General features: G+C 48.3%; 8 protein-coding genes. 5 read left to right on the top strand and 3 right to left on the bottom strand.

Annotated elements, in window-relative coordinates:
* The first annotated feature begins 355 nt into the window (after positions 1 to 355).
* The 5 genes from adiC (at position 356) to CPY98_RS17625 (ending at position 7,483) form a co-directional block, all read left to right on the top strand.
* Positions 356 to 1,684 carry an arginine/agmatine antiporter gene (adiC, locus tag CPY98_RS17605; protein ID WP_046448661.1) on the top strand — a complete coding sequence of 443 codons (1,329 nt, stop codon included), beginning with the start codon at positions 356 to 358 and terminating at the stop codon, positions 1,682 to 1,684.
* 81 nt (positions 1,685 to 1,765) lie between these two features.
* Positions 1,766 to 4,072 carry an Orn/Lys/Arg decarboxylase N-terminal domain-containing protein gene (locus CPY98_RS17610; protein ID WP_043489241.1) on the top strand — a complete coding sequence of 769 codons (2,307 nt, stop codon included), beginning with the start codon at positions 1,766 to 1,768 and terminating at the stop codon, positions 4,070 to 4,072.
* Positions 4,073 to 4,178: 106 nt separating this feature from the next.
* Positions 4,179 to 4,472 (top strand): YtcA family lipoprotein, encoded by a 294-nt coding sequence (locus tag CPY98_RS17615; RefSeq protein WP_096388513.1) that lies wholly within the window; start codon positions 4,179 to 4,181, stop codon positions 4,470 to 4,472.
* 12 nt (positions 4,473 to 4,484) lie between these two features.
* Entirely contained in the window at positions 4,485 to 5,504 is a 1,020-nt protein-coding gene (mdtN, locus tag CPY98_RS17620; protein ID WP_043489239.1) for a multidrug transporter subunit MdtN, read from the top strand.
* An 11-nt stretch (positions 5,505 to 5,515) separates the two neighbouring features.
* Positions 5,516 to 7,483: an FUSC family protein gene (locus CPY98_RS17625; RefSeq protein ID WP_096388514.1), complete on the top strand. Its 1,968-nt coding sequence runs from the start codon at positions 5,516 to 5,518 to the stop codon at positions 7,481 to 7,483.
* 97 nt (positions 7,484 to 7,580) lie between these two features.
* Here CPY98_RS17625 and CPY98_RS17630 read toward each other — a convergent pair whose 3' ends face one another.
* The 3 genes from CPY98_RS17630 to dbpA form a co-directional block, all read right to left on the bottom strand.
* Positions 7,581 to 7,943 (bottom strand): hypothetical protein, encoded by a 363-nt coding sequence (locus CPY98_RS17630; protein WP_147602449.1) that lies wholly within the window; start codon positions 7,941 to 7,943, stop codon positions 7,581 to 7,583.
* Positions 7,944 to 8,123: 180 nt separating this feature from the next.
* Entirely contained in the window at positions 8,124 to 15,428 is a 7,305-nt protein-coding gene (locus tag CPY98_RS17635) for an inverse autotransporter beta domain-containing protein (protein ID WP_172863851.1), read from the bottom strand.
* A 1,360-nt stretch (positions 15,429 to 16,788) separates the two neighbouring features.
* A complete protein-coding gene (dbpA, locus tag CPY98_RS17640; protein ID WP_025798220.1) occupies positions 16,789 to 18,168 on the bottom strand; it encodes an ATP-dependent RNA helicase DbpA in 1,380 nt (459 codons plus the stop codon).
* Positions 18,169 to 18,301 lie beyond the last annotated feature (133 nt).

Below are 18,301 nucleotides of genomic sequence, written 5' to 3' on the forward strand. Positions count from 1 at the left end.
AAACCATTAGTTTATATATTCCACATGCTTAATTTTATTTGTTACCCACTGCTTGGGGCTACATTATTCCCTCATATATCTTATACATACGCTACCTGATACCTACAAGCGTAGGACGCCACCTACCTATAAAAAACGCTGAGTCTTATATATTTGCATTACTGCAACAGTTATAGTTTTCTACATAAACTTCATTCACACACTTTTAATCCACCTCTAATCAGAATGACATCTGTTTATATTAGTGAGAGTTTAATATAGGCCCCACCGTAACTAAAAATATTAATACTCACTTAAATAACGTTGCTCAAACTAATATTTAATTAAACAAATAGGAACCGTTAAGGTTATATATATGGCAATTGAATCAGATTCACATAAGGTAGGTCTCATACCTGTAACTTTAATGGTTTCAGGTAATATTATGGGGTCAGGTGTTTTTCTCCTTCCTGCAAACCTAGCATCCACGGGCGGCGTTGCTATTTATGGTTGGCTGGTCACCATCATTGGGGCTTTAGCGCTATCCATGGTGTACGCAAAAATGTCCTCGCTGGATGCCAGCGCTGGCGGATCTTATGCCTATGCTCGTCGCGCTTTCGGCCCATTCATTGGATATCAAACTAACCTGCTGTATTGGCTAGCCTGTTGGGTCGGTAACATTGCCATGGTTGTTATCGGCGTTGGCTATCTCAGCTACTTCTTCCCTGCGCTAAAAGACCCCATGATCATGACGCTGACCTGCGTTTTAGTTCTCTGGTTCTTTGTTATTTTGAACATTATCGGCGCAAAAATGATAACGCGCGTGCAGGCTGTAGCAACGGTGCTAGCACTGGTTCCTATTCTGTCAGTGGCTATTTTTGGCTGGTTCTGGTTCAGCGGCGATACCTATATGGCCGCATGGAACGTCAGTGGGAAAGGTACGCTGGGCGCCATTCAAAGCACCTTGAACGTTACGCTATGGTCATTTATCGGCGTAGAGAGCGCGTCCGTTGCTGCTGCCGTGGTAAAAAACCCGAAGAAAAACGTCCCAATTGCCACCATTGGTGGTGTACTGATTGCCGCCGTTTGCTACGTACTCTCGACCACCGCCATTATGGGTATGATCCCGAATGCAGCGCTGCGTGTTTCAACCTCTCCGTTCGGTGATGCCGCGCGTATGGCATTGGGTGAAACCGCGGGCGCTATCGTGACATTCTGTGCCGCAGCCGGTTGCCTTGGTTCATTAGGTGGCTGGACATTACTTGCCAGCCAAACCGCTAAAGCAGCCGCTGACGATGGTCTATTCCCACCAATCTTCGCTAAAGTGAATAAAAAAGGTGTTCCGGTACAAGGTCTTATTGTGATCGGCATTCTGATGACAATATTCCAAGTCGCTTCGATATCGCCTAATGCAGCTGCGCAATTTGGTATTGTCTCTTCAGTTTCCGTTATTTTTACCTTAGTACCTTATCTTTACACCTGTGCAGCGCTCCTGCTTGTGGGACACGGGCACTTAGGAAATCAAAAAGGGTTATTTGCGTTTATCACATCGGTTGCCTTTGCTTATTGCATATGGGCTGTTATTGGCTCCGGCGCACAAGAAGTCATGTGGTCGTTTGTTGCGTTAATGGTCGTAACCGCACTCTACTCTTTAAATTACAACCGAACACACAAAAATCCATTCCCGCTGGATGTTCAAGCTTAATAACAACACTAAGTGGCCTAGTTATCACTAGGCCACAAAAAGTTATTTAATAGTTTATTTAATTAATAGATAGGACTAAACATGATTGAATTAAATCATCTCAAAAAACGTAAAGTACTAGTGGTAAATAGCGACATTACAAATAAAAACACTGCTAATGGGCAGTCCATCTGTAATTTAATCGAGGCTCTAGAAGAAAGAAACCTCTCGGTTATCGTTGCAACAACCTATAACGATGGAATAGCGAGCATTACCTCTGACGCCTCTATTTGCTGTGTATTCGTAGATTGGACCTCTGAAGAGGATAATGCTGATTCACACAGCCAAGCATTAAAATTGTTGCAAGAAATTCGCCGTCGAAATAAAACAGTGCCGGTATTATTGATGGCAGAGCATGCCTGCCTCGAGACGCTAACGCTCGAAACGATGGAGTTAGCGAATGAATTTATCTGGATGCAAGAAGACACCGCAGAATTCATCGCTTCGCGCAGCATCGCGTTAATCAAAAAATATTTCGACCAGCTATTACCACCTTTCACAAAAGCCTTATTCAACTACACCAACGGCTCGCCTGAATATTCATGGGCAGCACCCGGTCATCAGGGCGGTGTTGCGTTTACCAAATCGGCGGTTGGTCGTGAGTTCCTTGATTTCTTCGGCGAAAATCTTTTCCGTACCGATACCGGAATTGAACGTGATTCGCTCGGTTCGCTGCTCGATCACAGCGGCCCAATCAAAGACTCCGAAGCCTATGCTGCCAGAGTATTTGGTGCCCACCAAAGCTATTCCGTTCTGAATGGCACATCAGGTTCTAACCGTGCCGTCATGTCAGCCGTCGTTGGGGAGGGCCAATTTGCGCTCTGTGACCGTAACTGTCATAAATCTATCGAGCAAGGGCTGGTGATGACCGGCGGGATCCCGGTGTTCTTCATTCCAACACGTAACCGTTTTGGCATCATTGGGCCGATCCCTAAGTCACAGTTCCAACCAGAATCTATCCAGCAGAAAATCGATGCGCATCCACTGAAACAGCTTGCCGTTGACCCTAAACCGGTTTATTCCGTGGTCACCAACTGTACTTACGACGGTATGTGCTACAACGCAAAACAGGCTCAAGATCTTCTGGCTGAGAGCGTCGATACTATTCATTTTGATGAAGCTTGGTATGCCTATGCACGTTTTAATCCACTCTATCGCGATCGTTTCGCGATGCGTGGAAATCCTGCAGAGCATGACGCAGCCGGTCCAACGGTATTTGCTACGCAGTCTACCCATAAGCTTTTAGCGGCGCTTTCTCAGGCTTCCTACATTCACATTCGTAATGGCAAAAAACCCATTGAACACTCGCGTTTCAATGAGTCTTACATGCTGCAATCCACCACCTCACCGCTGTATGCCATTATCGCGGCCAATGAAATTGGTGCAGCCATGATGGATGACCAACAAGGTGAAGCGCTGACTCAGGAAGTGATTGATGAGGCAGTAGATTTCCGTCTTGCACTCGCAAAAGTTCACGCCGCCTTTGCCGCTAAAGGGGAATGGTTCTTCTCTCCGTGGAATGCGCCAGACGTGATTGATGCTGAAACGGGCAAAAAAGTGCCGTTCATGAGTGCGTCTAAAGAACAGCTAACCACCGATCCTGAGTGCTGGGTGCTTCGTCCGGGCGAAAACTGGCATGGTTTTGAACAGCTGGAAGACGATTGGTGCATGCTCGACCCAATCAAAGCCGGCATTTTAGTACCAGGCATGGGCGACGACGGCGAGATGCAGGAAACCGGTATTCCTGCCGCTGTTGTAACCGCATTCCTGTATCAGCACGGCATCGTTCCGTCGCGCACTACAGATTTCATGGTGTTATGCCTGTTCTCCGTGGGGATCACCAAAGGCAAATGGGGAACATTAATTAACGTTCTGATCGAATTCAAAAAACACTACGACAGCAATACGCCACTGTCAGTCTGTCTGCCTGACCTTGCCGCCTCTCATGCTGAGAACTATGCCGGTATGGGCATGAAAGATCTGTGTGATGAGATGTTTGCCTACATGAAAACCAGCCAGATGGATAAGCTTCAGGCAGCCGCCTTCAGCCATATTCCAACGCCGGTTAAACTTCCTCGCGCCGCATTCCAAGATCATATGGCCGGACGCTGCGAATTACTGTCGCTTGATAAACTTGCAGGGCGTATTTCCGCCGTTGGGGTGATCCCTTACCCGCCGGGTATTCCGATTGTGATGCCAGGCGAAAGCTTCGGCACCACTGAGCAACCATGGCTGCAATATATTTATAGCATTGCGAAATGGGGCAAAAAATTCCCTGGTTTCGAAAAAGAGCTTGAAGGCGCTGAGCTGAAAGATGGCCAATATTATATATGGGCACTAAAAAACTAAGTCGCTCTGTAAAATAACCTATAAAAGAGATTCTTAATGAATCTCTTTTATTTCATTTCTAATTAACCCCTCGTGATTTTATGAAAAATTCTATGCAGAAACTTATATGCAGAAGTTAGCGACTAAATACATCAAGTTCCATTCAGCAAAAGCGATCGGTTTAGTCTTTATTATTCTGTCCCTAACGGGTTGTTCCTGTGCACCATCAATAGTTCTGTTTGGCGCATCTTTTCCTGACTGGCTGATATGTTCAGGCATTGGCGTTATTGCTATGACACTCATGCACACAATGTTAAGGAAAGGCGAACACCAGTGCTGGCTTGAGCCTGCCGTGATTGTCTATCCCTGTGTTACCGCTCTCAGCGCAATGTTGACTTGGTTGTTGTTTTTTACCCATTAAGAGAAATACAGAATGTCCCTTAAGAATAAGTTTTATATTTGCTTGCTCGTATTTTTAACGTTAATTGCGCTATGCATTGTGATGTTAAAGATCGATGAAGCCCCACAGACTGACGATGCATATATCTATGCCGATACCATTAATGTGGTTCCTGTAATTGAAGGGCATATAGTGACGATCCCCGTCAAAGATAACCAGCTGGTTTCTAAAGGCGATCTGCTGTTTAAAATCGACCCAAGACCCTATGAGCATGCCATTGAATCTGGTACCGCTCAGCTTGCTACCTTAGATGAACAAATAAAGCTCGCACAGCGAACCATTGATGCCCAGCAATACAATGCTCAGGCCGTTTCAGCGAAAGAAGCCAGCGCCAAAGAGAACTACCTGCAGGCACTCAGCACTTATCAACGTATATTGGCGCTTCAAGGCAAGGGATATGTTTCCGCGGAAGAGTTTGATCAAGCTAGAACGGCAAAAAATAGCGCCGAGGCTATGTATAAAGCCTCTCGCAGCGAAGTAGAACAGGCCAAATCAGCGGTAAGCAGCGTAGATGCACTCATTGCACAGCGTAAGGTTGTTTGTGTGGACATCGCAAAAGCCCAGTTAAACCTTGAATACAGTGAGATTCGTGCGCCTTTCGATGGTCGAGTAACATCTCTAAATACCACGATTGGGCAATATGCCTCGCCGCAGCAGCCGGTAATGACGCTCATTGATACCCAAGCATGGTATGTGGTGGCTAATTTTCGTGAAACCGACCTAAAAAATGTCTGTAATGGCGTTCCCGCGCGCATATACGTCATGGGCGATACCGGTAAATCCTTTAGCGGCAGCGTTGATTCCATAGGCTACGGCGTATCTCCTCAAGATGGCGGCGTGAGCAACGGCCTCCCGTCGGTAGCACGCACCATCAACTGGGTGCATGTATCCCAACGCTTTCCTGTCAAAATTCGCGTCGATAACCCAGAACCTGCGCTATTTCGCGTTGGTGCCTCGGCGATTGCCATCGTCTATCGAGATACCGCCCCCTAGAGGAAATCAGAATGAAATCATTTGACCTCTTCGTCTCTCGATTTTATCAGGGGCTTGGGTTTTATCCGGGCCGAGCAAACCAGATCCTGCGAACCACCGTGGCCTGTATCATTGTGGTTATTCTCAGCCAAACGTTACAGATCCCCGATCTAGCGCTATCACTTATCGTGGTCTTTTTTGTCACCCAAACCAATATTGTAGTAACCAAGCTCACCGGCCTGTTTTTTATTATCTCTATCGCGCTGGCCGTAGCAACGTCGCTGTTAATTTTAAAAATAACCTGGGACGTGCCTTTTTTACGCATTTTACTGGCATCATTGGTGGCCTTTATTAGTCTATTTATGATGCGAGCCTCAAAGTATGGCGTGATATTCTACTTAGTCGCTCTGATCGTTATTTTTTCACAAAGTTTTGTTGATGTGAGTTCAGATTCAGAAGAGATCATCAGAAACATTTTATGGGTATGGGTGGCGATGAGCTATGCCATTGCAGTTACTCTCATTATTAATGCTTTATTTCTTCCCTCAGAGCCCGAGAAATTACTCAATAAAACGCTTATATCGCAACTTAACCATATAGCGGACCTCTTAACTCCTGACAATGAACTCAAGAGAAAAGAAAATACCCTCGCCTCTATTGGTCAAGATTTACAATCGCTGTATAAACTTCTGCAATATACCAAATCCCGCGATCGATTAAGTTCCAGCGATCATACGGCGCAATTAGCGATGGTAACAATGGTTTCTGAACTGCGCTCTCTTTCGTGCCATTTGCCAGTGGAGATAATTAACCAAAAATCCCGTGATACAGCCTTAAGGATTAAGTCTGTTTGTGAAGTTATGATAGCTAGTTCAAAAAATCACTCAGCACCTTTTACGCCAGATGCTATTAATACGAATATAGGAGATACAACCCTACGTGAAATGGCAAAGGTGATAAATAATTACGATCAAAATAAAAATGTCTCTTACGACAATAGCCCGAGCCAAAAGAAAAATTTCTCATTCTTCGTTCCTGATGCATTCTCAAATAAAATCTATGTTACCTATGCATTAAAAACATTACTTAGCGCGTTGATTTGCTATATTTTTTATACCGCCACAGACTGGTTTGGTATTCACACCATCATGCTAACCTGCCTCGTTGTTGCCCAGCCAGGTTTAGGCAAAACACTGCGAAAAATCACGCTACGTTTATTAGGTGCTATTGCTGGAAGTATTGCGGCACTGATTGCCATTGTTTTTATTCTGCCAAATTTAACCACGCTATTTGGGCTGCTATTACTTTCAGCGCCTATTTTTATACTTTGTTCATGGGTTGCCACTGGCCCAGAGAATATTAGCTATGCTGGCATCCAAATGCTGCTGACCTTCTCACTCGCCGTTCTCAATGGTTTTACGCCGGTCAGCGATCTCACCGAAGTACGCGACAGAATTGTCGGCGTCATTTTAGGCATTATTATCGCTGGGCTGATTCAAACCTTAATCAAGCCCGAAAGAAATGGGGAAGTATTGCAGCTTAAGCTCGCTGGCCTAATGGACTTAATGAAAACCAGCCTATCCATGAAAAATGCTACCGAAGATAAACGAGGTGCATTAATGCTAAGCTTTAAAGAGTGTGAGGATTTAGCCACCGAGATTGCCCTTGAGCCCACTTGGATGAAAGCAGAAGGTTCCCATGATGGGACTTGTCAGAAGTTACAGGAGGTTATGCAACAGGCAAAAAGCATGCTGATCAATACTGATGCGGTGGTGCTTTGGTGTCAGCAAAACGCGCCCGTTAACCCCGAAATTGGATGTTTTATCCAGCAAAATGTAGAAAATATCGGCGTTATAGTTAAGCGGCTAAAAACGGGGGAGAAAAACGAAAATATGACCCTGCCTGATTTACCGGAAGGGCTATCCAAAGAAATATCGACTATGCTTACTTTGCTCAGTGACTCAATTTATAGCTTTTGGTTGCTTCTTCACGAAATATAATTCGTTCTACAATTAATGGGTGAACCACTATTCTGGAACAATAAAGGGAGTCAGTGTGATTACGTGGACTCCCTTTTAATTTGTCATGAATTATCAATCAATGAGCGCCGCCCGCGCGTTTTAGCTTGCAGCTATTCATAAACTCCGCATCTCGGTTTTTAATGACCTCCGCCGTTTTATCATCAACATCGACGGGAATGCCCATATCATTCCAGGCCGACACGCTTAATACGCGGTATGAAGATAAAACGCCATCAACGTGGATCCTAAATTCCAACGTACCATTCGCTTTGATTGGGCCAAGATTCGCCACTTTCGCACCGCTTGGTATGCAGTTTTTATCGATGGTGATATAAGTCAGCGCGCTATATGGCAATGTCTCTGAACTATTATTTTCCATCGTACCGCCAATTTCATAATGGCCATTGGCACCAAGGCCCATATGAAATAGCAGACTCAAGCTGGGTTCTGCCAAACAAGGATAACTACTAATAAGAAGTATAAAGAATACAATTTTTTTCACACACTTCACCAATATTCAAATCTATATATTGCAAAGAGCCTATCATTTTTATCTTCCCCTGAGTCCAATAGCCGCCCAAAAGGGCGGCTATCGGTTAAACCACTTAACTACAGGTTATTACTGAAGACAACTGACAGTATCCGGAGAAGAGTTAAATGATGTACCAACATCATTAGCCCTCGTCATACCCACCACTTCGTACGATGAATCCGACGCAGGAGTGCCTGAGCGATAACGATAAAGTTGAGTCGGCCAGCCTTGAACCGTGTTCAACGTATTAGATGGATACGCATTGTACAGTGCAACCAACTGTGTTTTTGACGGCATTTTCGAACAATAGGCTTGAGCCTCACTAAACGTGTATTTCCCCCAATTTTCATTAATTTCAAGATAGTTTTTGTTTGTCTTATTTTCTGCCGTCAGTAACGGACGCTTAAAGACAACGCCTCCAGCGGTTAAGGTATTTGGCATGTGCCCCCACATATTCGCCTTATCCGTATCCGGACTGGTGACTACGGTGAATGTCACATTCGTTGATACCGGACTAACCGTGCTATCGGTCGAACTAACCTGTAACGTAGTTTGTACACCAATACCGTTAGGATCGGTCACGGTGACATTAAGTTTACCGTCGCTGTCGGTTTTGGCCGTGTAGCTGGTTGCAACTGTATTGTTTAACAATAGCTTACCACTATCAGTTCGCGCCTTATTCTGACGGTCTTTAATAGTGGGTGTTGCAAACTTAACGTTAACGTTGGCTGCTGCCGTTTGGGTATTCTCATATGTGGTTTTTACCACCAAATTAATAGGGCTGCCTTTTTTCTGGATCGCTTTGTCAGTCGACACGGAAATAACAACCGGTGCATTTACTACTGATGCGGCAACTTTAGTTAAGGTATTACCGCGAACATTCAGACCATTGACGGCCTGCACTGACAGCTCCATTACTTTACCGGCATCAGCCAGCGCTAGCATTCTGCCGGGAACTTTGCCAGATGAAGTCACCGTATTGCCTGTAGTGGCCACATCTTTACTTGTCGCGCCCTGATATCCCCATAAATAAACCGAGCTATCTTTTGGGCTACCATTATTATCATTAAAGGCATAAGTGCCGGTTAACTCTATACCTACTTCTAAGTTACCGACGATCGACAGATTGCTAATGACGGGCGCTGCCGCTAGATCAATCACCTTGCCATTGTTGCCGCCATCAAGCTTATTGCCAGCCATGCTGGTATCAGTAGTCAGGATATTCCCGGTAACTCCGGCGCCGTTCTTCGCCAGCACCGAAACTTCCAGCACTTTACCGGCATCCGTCTTCTTGATGAGGTAAGTCGGCAGTGTGCCGTTACTGGTCGTCTTACCCTGAGAGGCCACGGTGCCTGCAGTACTGCTCTGGCTGCCCCATTGGGCCAGCGAGGCATCGGTCTGGTTTCCGGTGCGCGGGTCGAATGTATAGCTGCCGGATAGGACACTACCTACAGTCAGCTCGCCGCTGATACTGAGTTTGCTGATTTCAGGTGCCACTGTCTCATTGATGATGGTGCCGCCATTGCCGCCGCCAGTAGTGTCATTGCCCGGGATGTCCGGTTGGGTAGTGACCGTTTCCGTATTCCCGGTGACCCCAGCGCCATTCTTCGCCAGCACAGAAACTTCCAGCACCTGACCCGCATCGCTGCTCTTCACGGTATAACTTGGTACCACGCCGCTCTGGTTAATCGCGCTGCCGTTGCCGTTATCGACTACGTTTGCGGTCGTGCCTTCCACACCCCATTGATATTTCGACGCATCGGTTGGATTACCCGTATTCGGCACAAAGGTGTAGCGGCCACTCAGTTTTTCGCCCACCGCCAGTTTACCGCTGATAGCCACGCTATTGATGCCTGGCGCCGCGGTCTCATCAACAACGGTGCCTCCTTCTCCGCCGCCGGTCGTTTCATTACCAGAGCTATCCGGAACGGTGGTGACGGTCGCGCTATTACCGGTGACATTAGCGCCGTTTTTCGCCCGCACTGACATTTCTAACACCTGACCCGCATCGCTGCTCTTCACGGTGTAGCTTGGGACCACGCCGCTCTGGCTAATCGCGCTGCCGTTGCCGTTATCGACGACGCTCGCGGTTGAGCCTTTCACGCCCCATTGGTACTCGGAAGTATCGGTTGGGTTACCGGTATTAGCCGCAAACGTATAGCGGCCGTTTAGTGCTTCGCCCACCTTCAGCGTACCGCTCATGACCACGTCGCTGATGCTCGGCGCCGCGGTCTCATCAACAACGGTGCCTCCTTCTCCGCCGCCGGTCGTTTCATTACCAGAGCTATCCGGAGCGGTGGTGACGGTCGCGGTATTACCGGTGACATTAGCGCCGTTTTTCGCCCGCACTGACACTTCTAACACCTGACCCGCATCGCTGCTCTTCACGGTGTAGCTTGGGACCACGCCACTCTGGCTAATCGCGCTGCCGTTGCCGTTATTGACTACGCTCGCGGTTGAGCCTTTCACGCCCCATTGGTACTCGGAAGTATCGGTTGGGTTACCGGTATTAGCCGCAAACGTATAGCGGCCGTTTAGTGCTTCGCCCACCTTCAGCGTACCGCTCATGACCACGTCGCTGATGCTCGGCGCCGCGGTTTCATCAACAACGGTGCCTCCTTCTCCGCCGCCGGTCGTTTCATTACCAGAGCTATCCGGAGCGGTGGTGACGGTCGCGGTATTACCGGTGACATTAGCGCCGTTTTTCGCCCGCACTGACACTTCTAACACCTGACCCGCATCGCTGCTCTTCACGGTGTAGCGTGGGACCACGCCACTCTGGCTAATCGCGCTGCCGTTGCCGTTATCGACGACGCTCGCGGTTGAGCCTTTCACGCCCCATTCATACTCGGAAGTATCGGTTGGGTTACCGGTATTAGCCGCAAACGTATAGCGGCCGTTTAGTGCTTCGCCCACCTTCAGCGTACCGCTCATGACCACGTCGCTGATGCTCGGCGCCGCGGTCTCATCAACAACGGTGCCTCCTTCTCCGCCGCCGGTCGTTTCATTACCAGAGCTATCCGGAGCGGTGGTGACGGTCGCGGTATTACCGGTGACATTAGCGCCGTTTTTCGCCCGCACTGACACTTCTAACACCTGACCCGCATCGCTGCTCTTCACGGTGTAGCTTGGGACCACGCCACTCTGGCTAATCGCGCTGCCGTTGCCGTTATTGACTACGCTCGCGGTTGAGCCTTTCACGCCCCATTCATACTCGGAAGTATCGGTTGGGTTACCGGTATTAGCCGCAAACGTATAGCGGCCGTTTAGTGCTTCGCCCACCTTCAGCGTACCGCTCATGACCACGTCGCTGATGCTCGGCGCCGCGGTCTCATCAACAACGGTGCCTCCTTCTCCGCCGCCGGTCGTTTCATTACCAGAGCTATCCGGAGCGGTGGTGACGGTCGCGGTATTACCGGTGACATTAGCGCCGTTTTTCGCCCGCACTGACACTTCTAACACCTGACCCGCATCGCTGCTCTTCACGGTGTAGCTTGGGACCACGCCACTCTGGCTAATCGCGCTGCCGTTGCCGTTATTGACTACGCTCGCGGTTGAGCCTTTCACGCCCCATTCATACTCGGAAGTATCGGTTGGGTTACCGGTATTAGCCGCAAACGTATAGCGGCCGTTTAGTGCTTCGCCCACCTTCAGCGTACCGCTCATGACCACGTCGCTGATGCTCGGCGCCGCGGTCTCATCAACAACGGTGCCACCGTCTCCACCGCCCTCGGTATTGTTGCCGCCGCCGCTTTGCGCGGTGTTCACCGTGGCAGTATTGCCGTACACATTGGCACCGTTTTTAGCGCGTACCGACATTTCCAATACCTGACCCGCATCGCTGCTTTGCAGAGTGTAGCTCGGTACGATGCCGCTTTGGCCGATCGCTTTACCACTGCCGTTGTCCACCACGCTTGCGGTCGTGCCTTTAACGCCCCACTGGTATTCCGACGCATCGGTTGGATTACCGGTGTTGGCTGCAAAGGTGTAGCTGCCGCTCAGCGCTTCGCCCACCGACAGTTTGCCGCTGATGGCCACGGTGCTGATGCTTGGTTCTGCGGTTTCATCCACGATGGTGCCACCGTCTCCACCGCCCTCGGTATTGTTGCCGCCGCCGTTTTGCGCGGTGGTCACCGTAGCGGTATTGCCGTACACATTGGCACCGTTTTTAGCACGTACCGACATCTCCAACACCTGACCCGCGTCGCTGCTTTGCAGGGTGTAATTCGGTACGATGCCACTTTGGTCGATCGCTTTGCCGCTACCATTGTCCACCACGCTTGCGGTCGTGCCTTTCACGCCCCACTGGTATTCCGACGCATCGGTTGGGTTACCGGTGTTGGCTGCAAAGGTGTAGCTACCGCTCAGGGCTTCGCCCACCGTTAGCTTGCCGCTGATGACCACGGTGCTGATACTTGGTGCCACCTGTTCATTTACGATGGTGCCGCCTTCACCGCCACCCTCGGTATTGTTGCCGCCGCCGTTTTGCGCAGTGGTCACCGTGGCGGTATTGCCGTACACATTGGCACCGTTTTTAGCACGTACCGACATTTCCAATACCTGACCCGCATCGCTGCTTTGCAGGATGTAATTCGGTACGATACCGCTATGGCCGATCGCTTTGCCGCTGCCGTTGTCCACCACGCTTGCGGTCGTGCCTTTCACCCCCCACTGGTATTCCGACGCATCGGTTGGGTTACCGGTGTTGGCTGCAAAGGTGTAGCTACCGCTCAGGGCTTCGCCCACCGACAACTTGCCGCTGATGGCCACGGTGCTGATACTTGGTGCCACCTGTTCATCTACGATGGTGCCGCCGTCGCCACCGCCCTCGGTGTTGTTGCCGCCGCCGTTTTGCGCAGTGGTCACCGTGGCGGTATTGCCATACACATTGGCGCCGTTTTTAGCACGCACTGACATCTCTAACACCTGACCCGCGTCGCTGCTTTGCAGGGTGTAGCTCGGTACGATACCGCTTTGGCCGATCGCTTTGCCGCTGCCGCTGTTCACCACGCTCGCCGTGGTGCCTTTCACGCCCCACTGGTATTCCGACACATCGGTTGGATTACCGGTGTTGGCTGCAAAGGTATAGCTGCCGCTTAGGGATTCACCCACCAACAGCTTGCCGCTGATGGCCACAGTGCTGATACTTGGCGCTGCTGCTTCATCCACGATGGTGCCGCCTTCGCCACCGCCTTCGGTATTATTACCGCTATCACCCGGAACAGTAGTGACGGTCAGTGTATTCCCTAAGGTCTCCACTCCGTTGCGTGCTTGAACCGACAGCTCTTTTACCTGCCCAACATCGCTGGTGACTAACGTATAACTCGGTACACTGCCTGAAGTGACGATAGCCTCAGCACTATTTAGTCCTGTAGTCTGTCCTTTATTACCCCACTGATAGAGGGAAGCATCTTGCGTATTGCCATTATTGCTATCGAATTGGTAGTGGCCAGACAGTTGCTCACCTAAAGCCAGTTTTCCACTGATGGTCAAATCGCGGATCATCGGTGCTCCACCGACATACAACATCGCGGGAGCAATTTTGATATTCTGGATTTCAGGCGTGAGTTTGTATTCAGCTATATTTTTGCCCGCCGTCACGGTGGCTTTATAGGTGCCCAAGCGATTCACATCTTCATTAAAAGCACTTACCGTAGCATCTGACTGAACACGCGCAGTCGGGGTAACCGTGGTTTTAATATCACCCGCTACGCCACTAATCGGGTGGTTATTGGCATCACGCAATACCAGCGTCAGTTCAGCCGTTGAGTGACCGTCGTTAGGTAACTGTAGCTCCATCGGCGTAAGCGTACTGTTAAGAACACTTACCGCAGCTGACGCCACGATTACCACGCTTTCTGCTTTAGGTGATGCATTACCCGATTTATCATAGGCAACACCGCTGATTACATAGCTGTTGTTCGCATCGCTGCCGTATTGATATTCAGGAATAATGACGTTGAACTGCTGCTCAGAAACCTGAACAATCTGTCCTCCCTGACTCAGCAGTTCGGGTGCAGTCCAATCAATGCGTTCAACACCGTTAGTGCTATTCACAGAAACACCCAGCGATTTACTTTCACCGCTGTAGCCGCTGATTTGCGAGGCTAACCTGAGGCTGATGGTGTCTTTTTTGCGATATTCCAACACGATGTTGTTATTACGATCGACGAAGTCATAGCGATTAGCGGCCAGACTACGACTCACGGCCAGCATGCTGCTATCCAACTGCTGACTGAGCGGCGCGCCAAGGACGTAGTTCAGATCGATGCCAAAGCGGGTATCGTTTTGATTGCTTTTGCCCATGCGGTGATCGACGTTGAACTTCATCAGCGGGAAAGGTGAATAGTTGATCCCGGCGGTCACTGCAACCGGATTTTTTTGCTGATTATCTTTACCAAACAGTCCGACGCGGTCGCCGTAATATTGCTCATACACCAGCTTGCCGCCGATACCCGGATAGGCAGGTAAATAGCCTTCGGTACGAATATCCCAACCGTTCGCTGGGCGTTCTTCGTAGTTATCGAAGTCCGGTGAATTTTTCCAGTTGGTCAGACGCATATAGGCGTTAGCGGCTACTTTGAGGAAATCGCGCTGATATTCGGCACCGAGGCCTAAACGGGAATGGCTACGCGACCAGTCGTGGTCGAAGAAGGTATTCGCCCCCAACATGTAGGTACCTTCAAAATAACGATACCCCAGCCCTAAGTTAGACTGGTTTCGGCTGTCGGTATGATGCACCGACCCCTGAGTAAAGATCTGATGGGCATTGTTTTCCCACAGCGGATACAACACATCCAGCTCAGAGTTTTTTAATGAGAAATCACGGTCGGCATCCAATTTTACCCGCGCTTTTCCCTTACCGTTCAGCCAACTGGCAACTTCTTGATTCGCTTTGCTGTTCGCTGCCCCCAACGCTTGACCGCGCGCTAAATCTTTAGCGCTGTCAGCGCTGGGGTTATTTTGCAGGAAACTACCGGCCTGCTGGGCACGCTGAGCCAGTTCAGCGCTACCATCACTGCCAGCGTCGGTGACACTGCTTTTGGACTGAGCAGGAACATCGATCTCATCCCCAGCGCTCACTGACTCAAACCCATGGGCAAAGGTTCGATATTGATTCAGCGTTTTAAGCTGCGCCACGGTGAGATGATGCTTCTCAGCGACCTGCGCAAGCGTATCGCTAGGCTGTAAAACATAAGGAATGGTTTTCGCTGCGGTGGCCGCAGCAAAAAACTTTTTTTCTCCGGTCTCGGCTCGAGCAACCATCATCGGGGTAAATGACAGGGCGAGTGGAAATACGACCTGCATTCCAATATTGAGATGCGCAATAGCGCGGATACAACCTTGAGTCATTTTTATATGACCGGATGTTGGAGGTTTTTTGTTATTCATATTTAGCTCTAATAAATAAATGAAAACATTCGATGTTTTGATTACGTGGTTTTTGCTGCGATGGCATATAGCCATTGAAAATCAACACTCATTTTTCTGAATGCCTGCAAATGGAATTATTAAACGTTCCCTAAACATATTTTATATTTAGTGTTAAACCTTTTTTCGTATCACTCCATTTAAACGCTCAATGATTAAATGAAAGAAAAATCTTTCGAATGACACAAATGAAAATAGAAATAGATTTTATTCCCCCTCATAAAAAGGTGCAGACAACACGTCCTTAAACACTCGATTTATAAAGTCCCACTTGCTCACCCTGGAACAATAAGAAAATCAATGAAGGTACTACTGGCCCTTACAACTCATAGATAGACTGCAGAGATTAAGGATTAATTTCTTTTGTATTTCCTATCCTTTTGACTACCCGACATGCTTGAAAAACCCATATAAACGCATAGAGAAGGGAGTTCAAAAACCATCAAATGCCGCAACAAAACTGCTTAGCATTTGTCACTAACCCTTCAACATTTAGATCATTATATCAATTTAAACAATATTGCGATCATATGATCTGAAAAATTACAAAAAACAGCATTAAATCCTGTTTAATGGTTTTTTATTCAATTCACAAGTACTTTATATGAAAAGATAAGTAAGTAATGGATTATTTATATCGAATTTATTTTTAACGCTGTCTGTTTCACTTATGTTTAAATTAAATTGTTTTATTTAAAAATAAGTAAAACCAAGTATACAAAAGAAAATAAAACAATATTAAAACTCATGTCGTTTAGTTTTTATTTAAAAAAAGAGTTAACAAATAATGGATAAACAATATATCAACCACATCTTTAATGGCTTTCATGATATTAACAATAAAAATAATAAATTTTAAACATTGAATTAACATTGGATGCTAATTATTTATTTAGAAACAAAACTGCTAGCTGGGTTTACTCATGGATAATTAAAACACTATGCATAGTAGCTTTTGCTATATTCGACGTATATAGGATGTAACCCCAATAACTGGCGTCCAAAGCTTACAGTTGTAAGGTGGCACCTACTGTCGCAGACTTGATAGTCACTGCAGTTAATATAATAAACAGCATGCCCTCTCTTAAACAGACTTCGTTAAGCTCAATATAAATAAGAGATAGTCGCTATTTTCTGTAAAATTTAAACAGAAGGGTAACGTAAAGGCGTATTACTACTGTCAGGCGAAGCTAATTAAACATTGAGTGAAATATTTTAGTTAGGTAGGAAATTATATTAAGGGAAACTTTTGCGGGTATCTGATGAGATATGATGCTAGCCCCCCTACAGGTAAGGGAGGCTAGAAAGGAGAATTGGTGGGTTACTTATAAATACGAACCTTGCAGCTTTTCCCTTTGATCTTGCCTTCCTGAAGCTGCTTGTAGGCTTTCTTAGCTGATGCTTTACGGATAGCTACATAGGCATGAATCGGGAACATATCGATTTTACCCACGTCCGCGGCGGTAAGGCCTGCGTCACCGGTCAACGCGCCCAGAATATCGCCAGGGCGGATCTTGGCCTTACGGCCACCGTCGATGCACAACGTCACCATTTCAGCTTCCAATGGCTGCATCGGTGATGCCATCATTTTATCCGCAGACAACCAAGTTGGTTTCAGGCCGATATAATCTTCCAGCGCATGAGCGCGCACCATTTCTGATGGAGCCACAAAGCTCACAGCTAAGCCTTTCTGGCCTGCACGTGCGGTACGGCCAATACGGTGGACGTGAACTTCAGGATCGAAAGAAAGCTCGTAGTTCACAACCATTTCCAGCTCTTTGATATCTAATCCACGCGCGGCGACGTCGGTAGCCACCAGCACGCGGCAGCTACGGTTGGAGAAACGTACCAGCACCTGATCGCGTTCACGCTGCTCTAAATCACCGTGCAGAGCCAACACGCTAATATTCTGCCCAGACAGCGCCTCGTAGACGTCTTGGCAATCACGTTTGGTATTACAGAACACCACGCATGATGCCGGTTGCAGATTGCTCAGCAGCGCTTGGAGCAACGCTAATTTCTCACCGCGTGAGGTTTCATAAAACTGTTGTTCGATATCTGGCAGCGCAGAAACATCGCCGGTTTCAATATTCACAGGCTCACGTTGAATACGCGCGCTGATGCGTTCAATGCCCTGCGGATAGGTCGCAGAGAACAGCAGGGTTTGGCGTGAAGTTGGGGTGTAGCTGATCACATCGTCGATCGCATCAGCGAAGCCCATGTCCAACATGCGGTCGGCTTCATCCAACACCAGCACTTTCATCGCATCCAAACTAACGCTTTTCTTGCGCAAATGTTCCTGAATACGGCCCGGCGTGCCCACTACGATGTGCGGCGCATGAACTAAAGAATCCAGCTGATGGCTGATTGGCTGGCCGCCACACAGTGTCAAAATTTTGATGTTCTGGGTGAAACGCGCTAAGCGGCGCAGCTCTTTGCTGACCTGATCCGCCAGCTCACGCGTTGGGCACAGCACCAGCGCCTGAGTCGTAAACTGGGTAACATCAATCTGCTGTAGCAGACCGATACCAAAAGCGGCTGTTTTACCGCTGCCGGTTTTGGCCTGCGCCCGAACGTCACGCCCTTCTAAAATGGCAGGCAATGCAGCGGCCTGCACGGGGGTCATTGAGGCATAGCCAAGTTCAGCGAGGTTTTCTAGCTGCGCCGCTGGCAGCGTCAGGGAAGCAAAAGATTGGGTCACAACGGTTACTCTAATCAGACAAAAAATAAGGGGGAGCAAGTTTGCTGTTGAACGCGATTATAGACTCGTAGCGCCAGCGGACTTGTACTCATAGGCGCACATAATAACAGAGAAGCGGTGGGTCGAGCAGAAG

Source organism: Hafnia sp. CBA7124, assembly GCF_002355555.1.
In the GTDB taxonomy this organism is placed as follows: domain Bacteria; phylum Pseudomonadota; class Gammaproteobacteria; order Enterobacterales; family Enterobacteriaceae; genus Hafnia; species Hafnia alvei.

What these genes read in the sequence shown, in the direction of transcription:
- CPY98_RS17610 (WP_043489241.1), top strand. Translation starts at nt 1,766, where the DNA reads ATGATTGAATTAAATCATCTCAAAAAACGTAAAGTACTAGTGGTAAAT.
- adiC (WP_046448661.1), top strand. Translation starts at nt 356, where the DNA reads ATGGCAATTGAATCAGATTCACATAAGGTAGGTCTCATACCTGTAACT.
- CPY98_RS17625 (WP_096388514.1), top strand. Translation starts at nt 5,516, where the DNA reads ATGAAATCATTTGACCTCTTCGTCTCTCGATTTTATCAGGGGCTTGGG.
- CPY98_RS17635 (WP_172863851.1), bottom strand. Translation starts at nt 15,428, where the DNA reads ATGAATAACAAAAAACCTCCAACATCCGGTCATATAAAAATGACTCAA.
- mdtN (WP_043489239.1), top strand. Translation starts at nt 4,485, where the DNA reads ATGTCCCTTAAGAATAAGTTTTATATTTGCTTGCTCGTATTTTTAACG.
- CPY98_RS17615 (WP_096388513.1), top strand. Translation starts at nt 4,179, where the DNA reads ATGCAGAAGTTAGCGACTAAATACATCAAGTTCCATTCAGCAAAAGCG.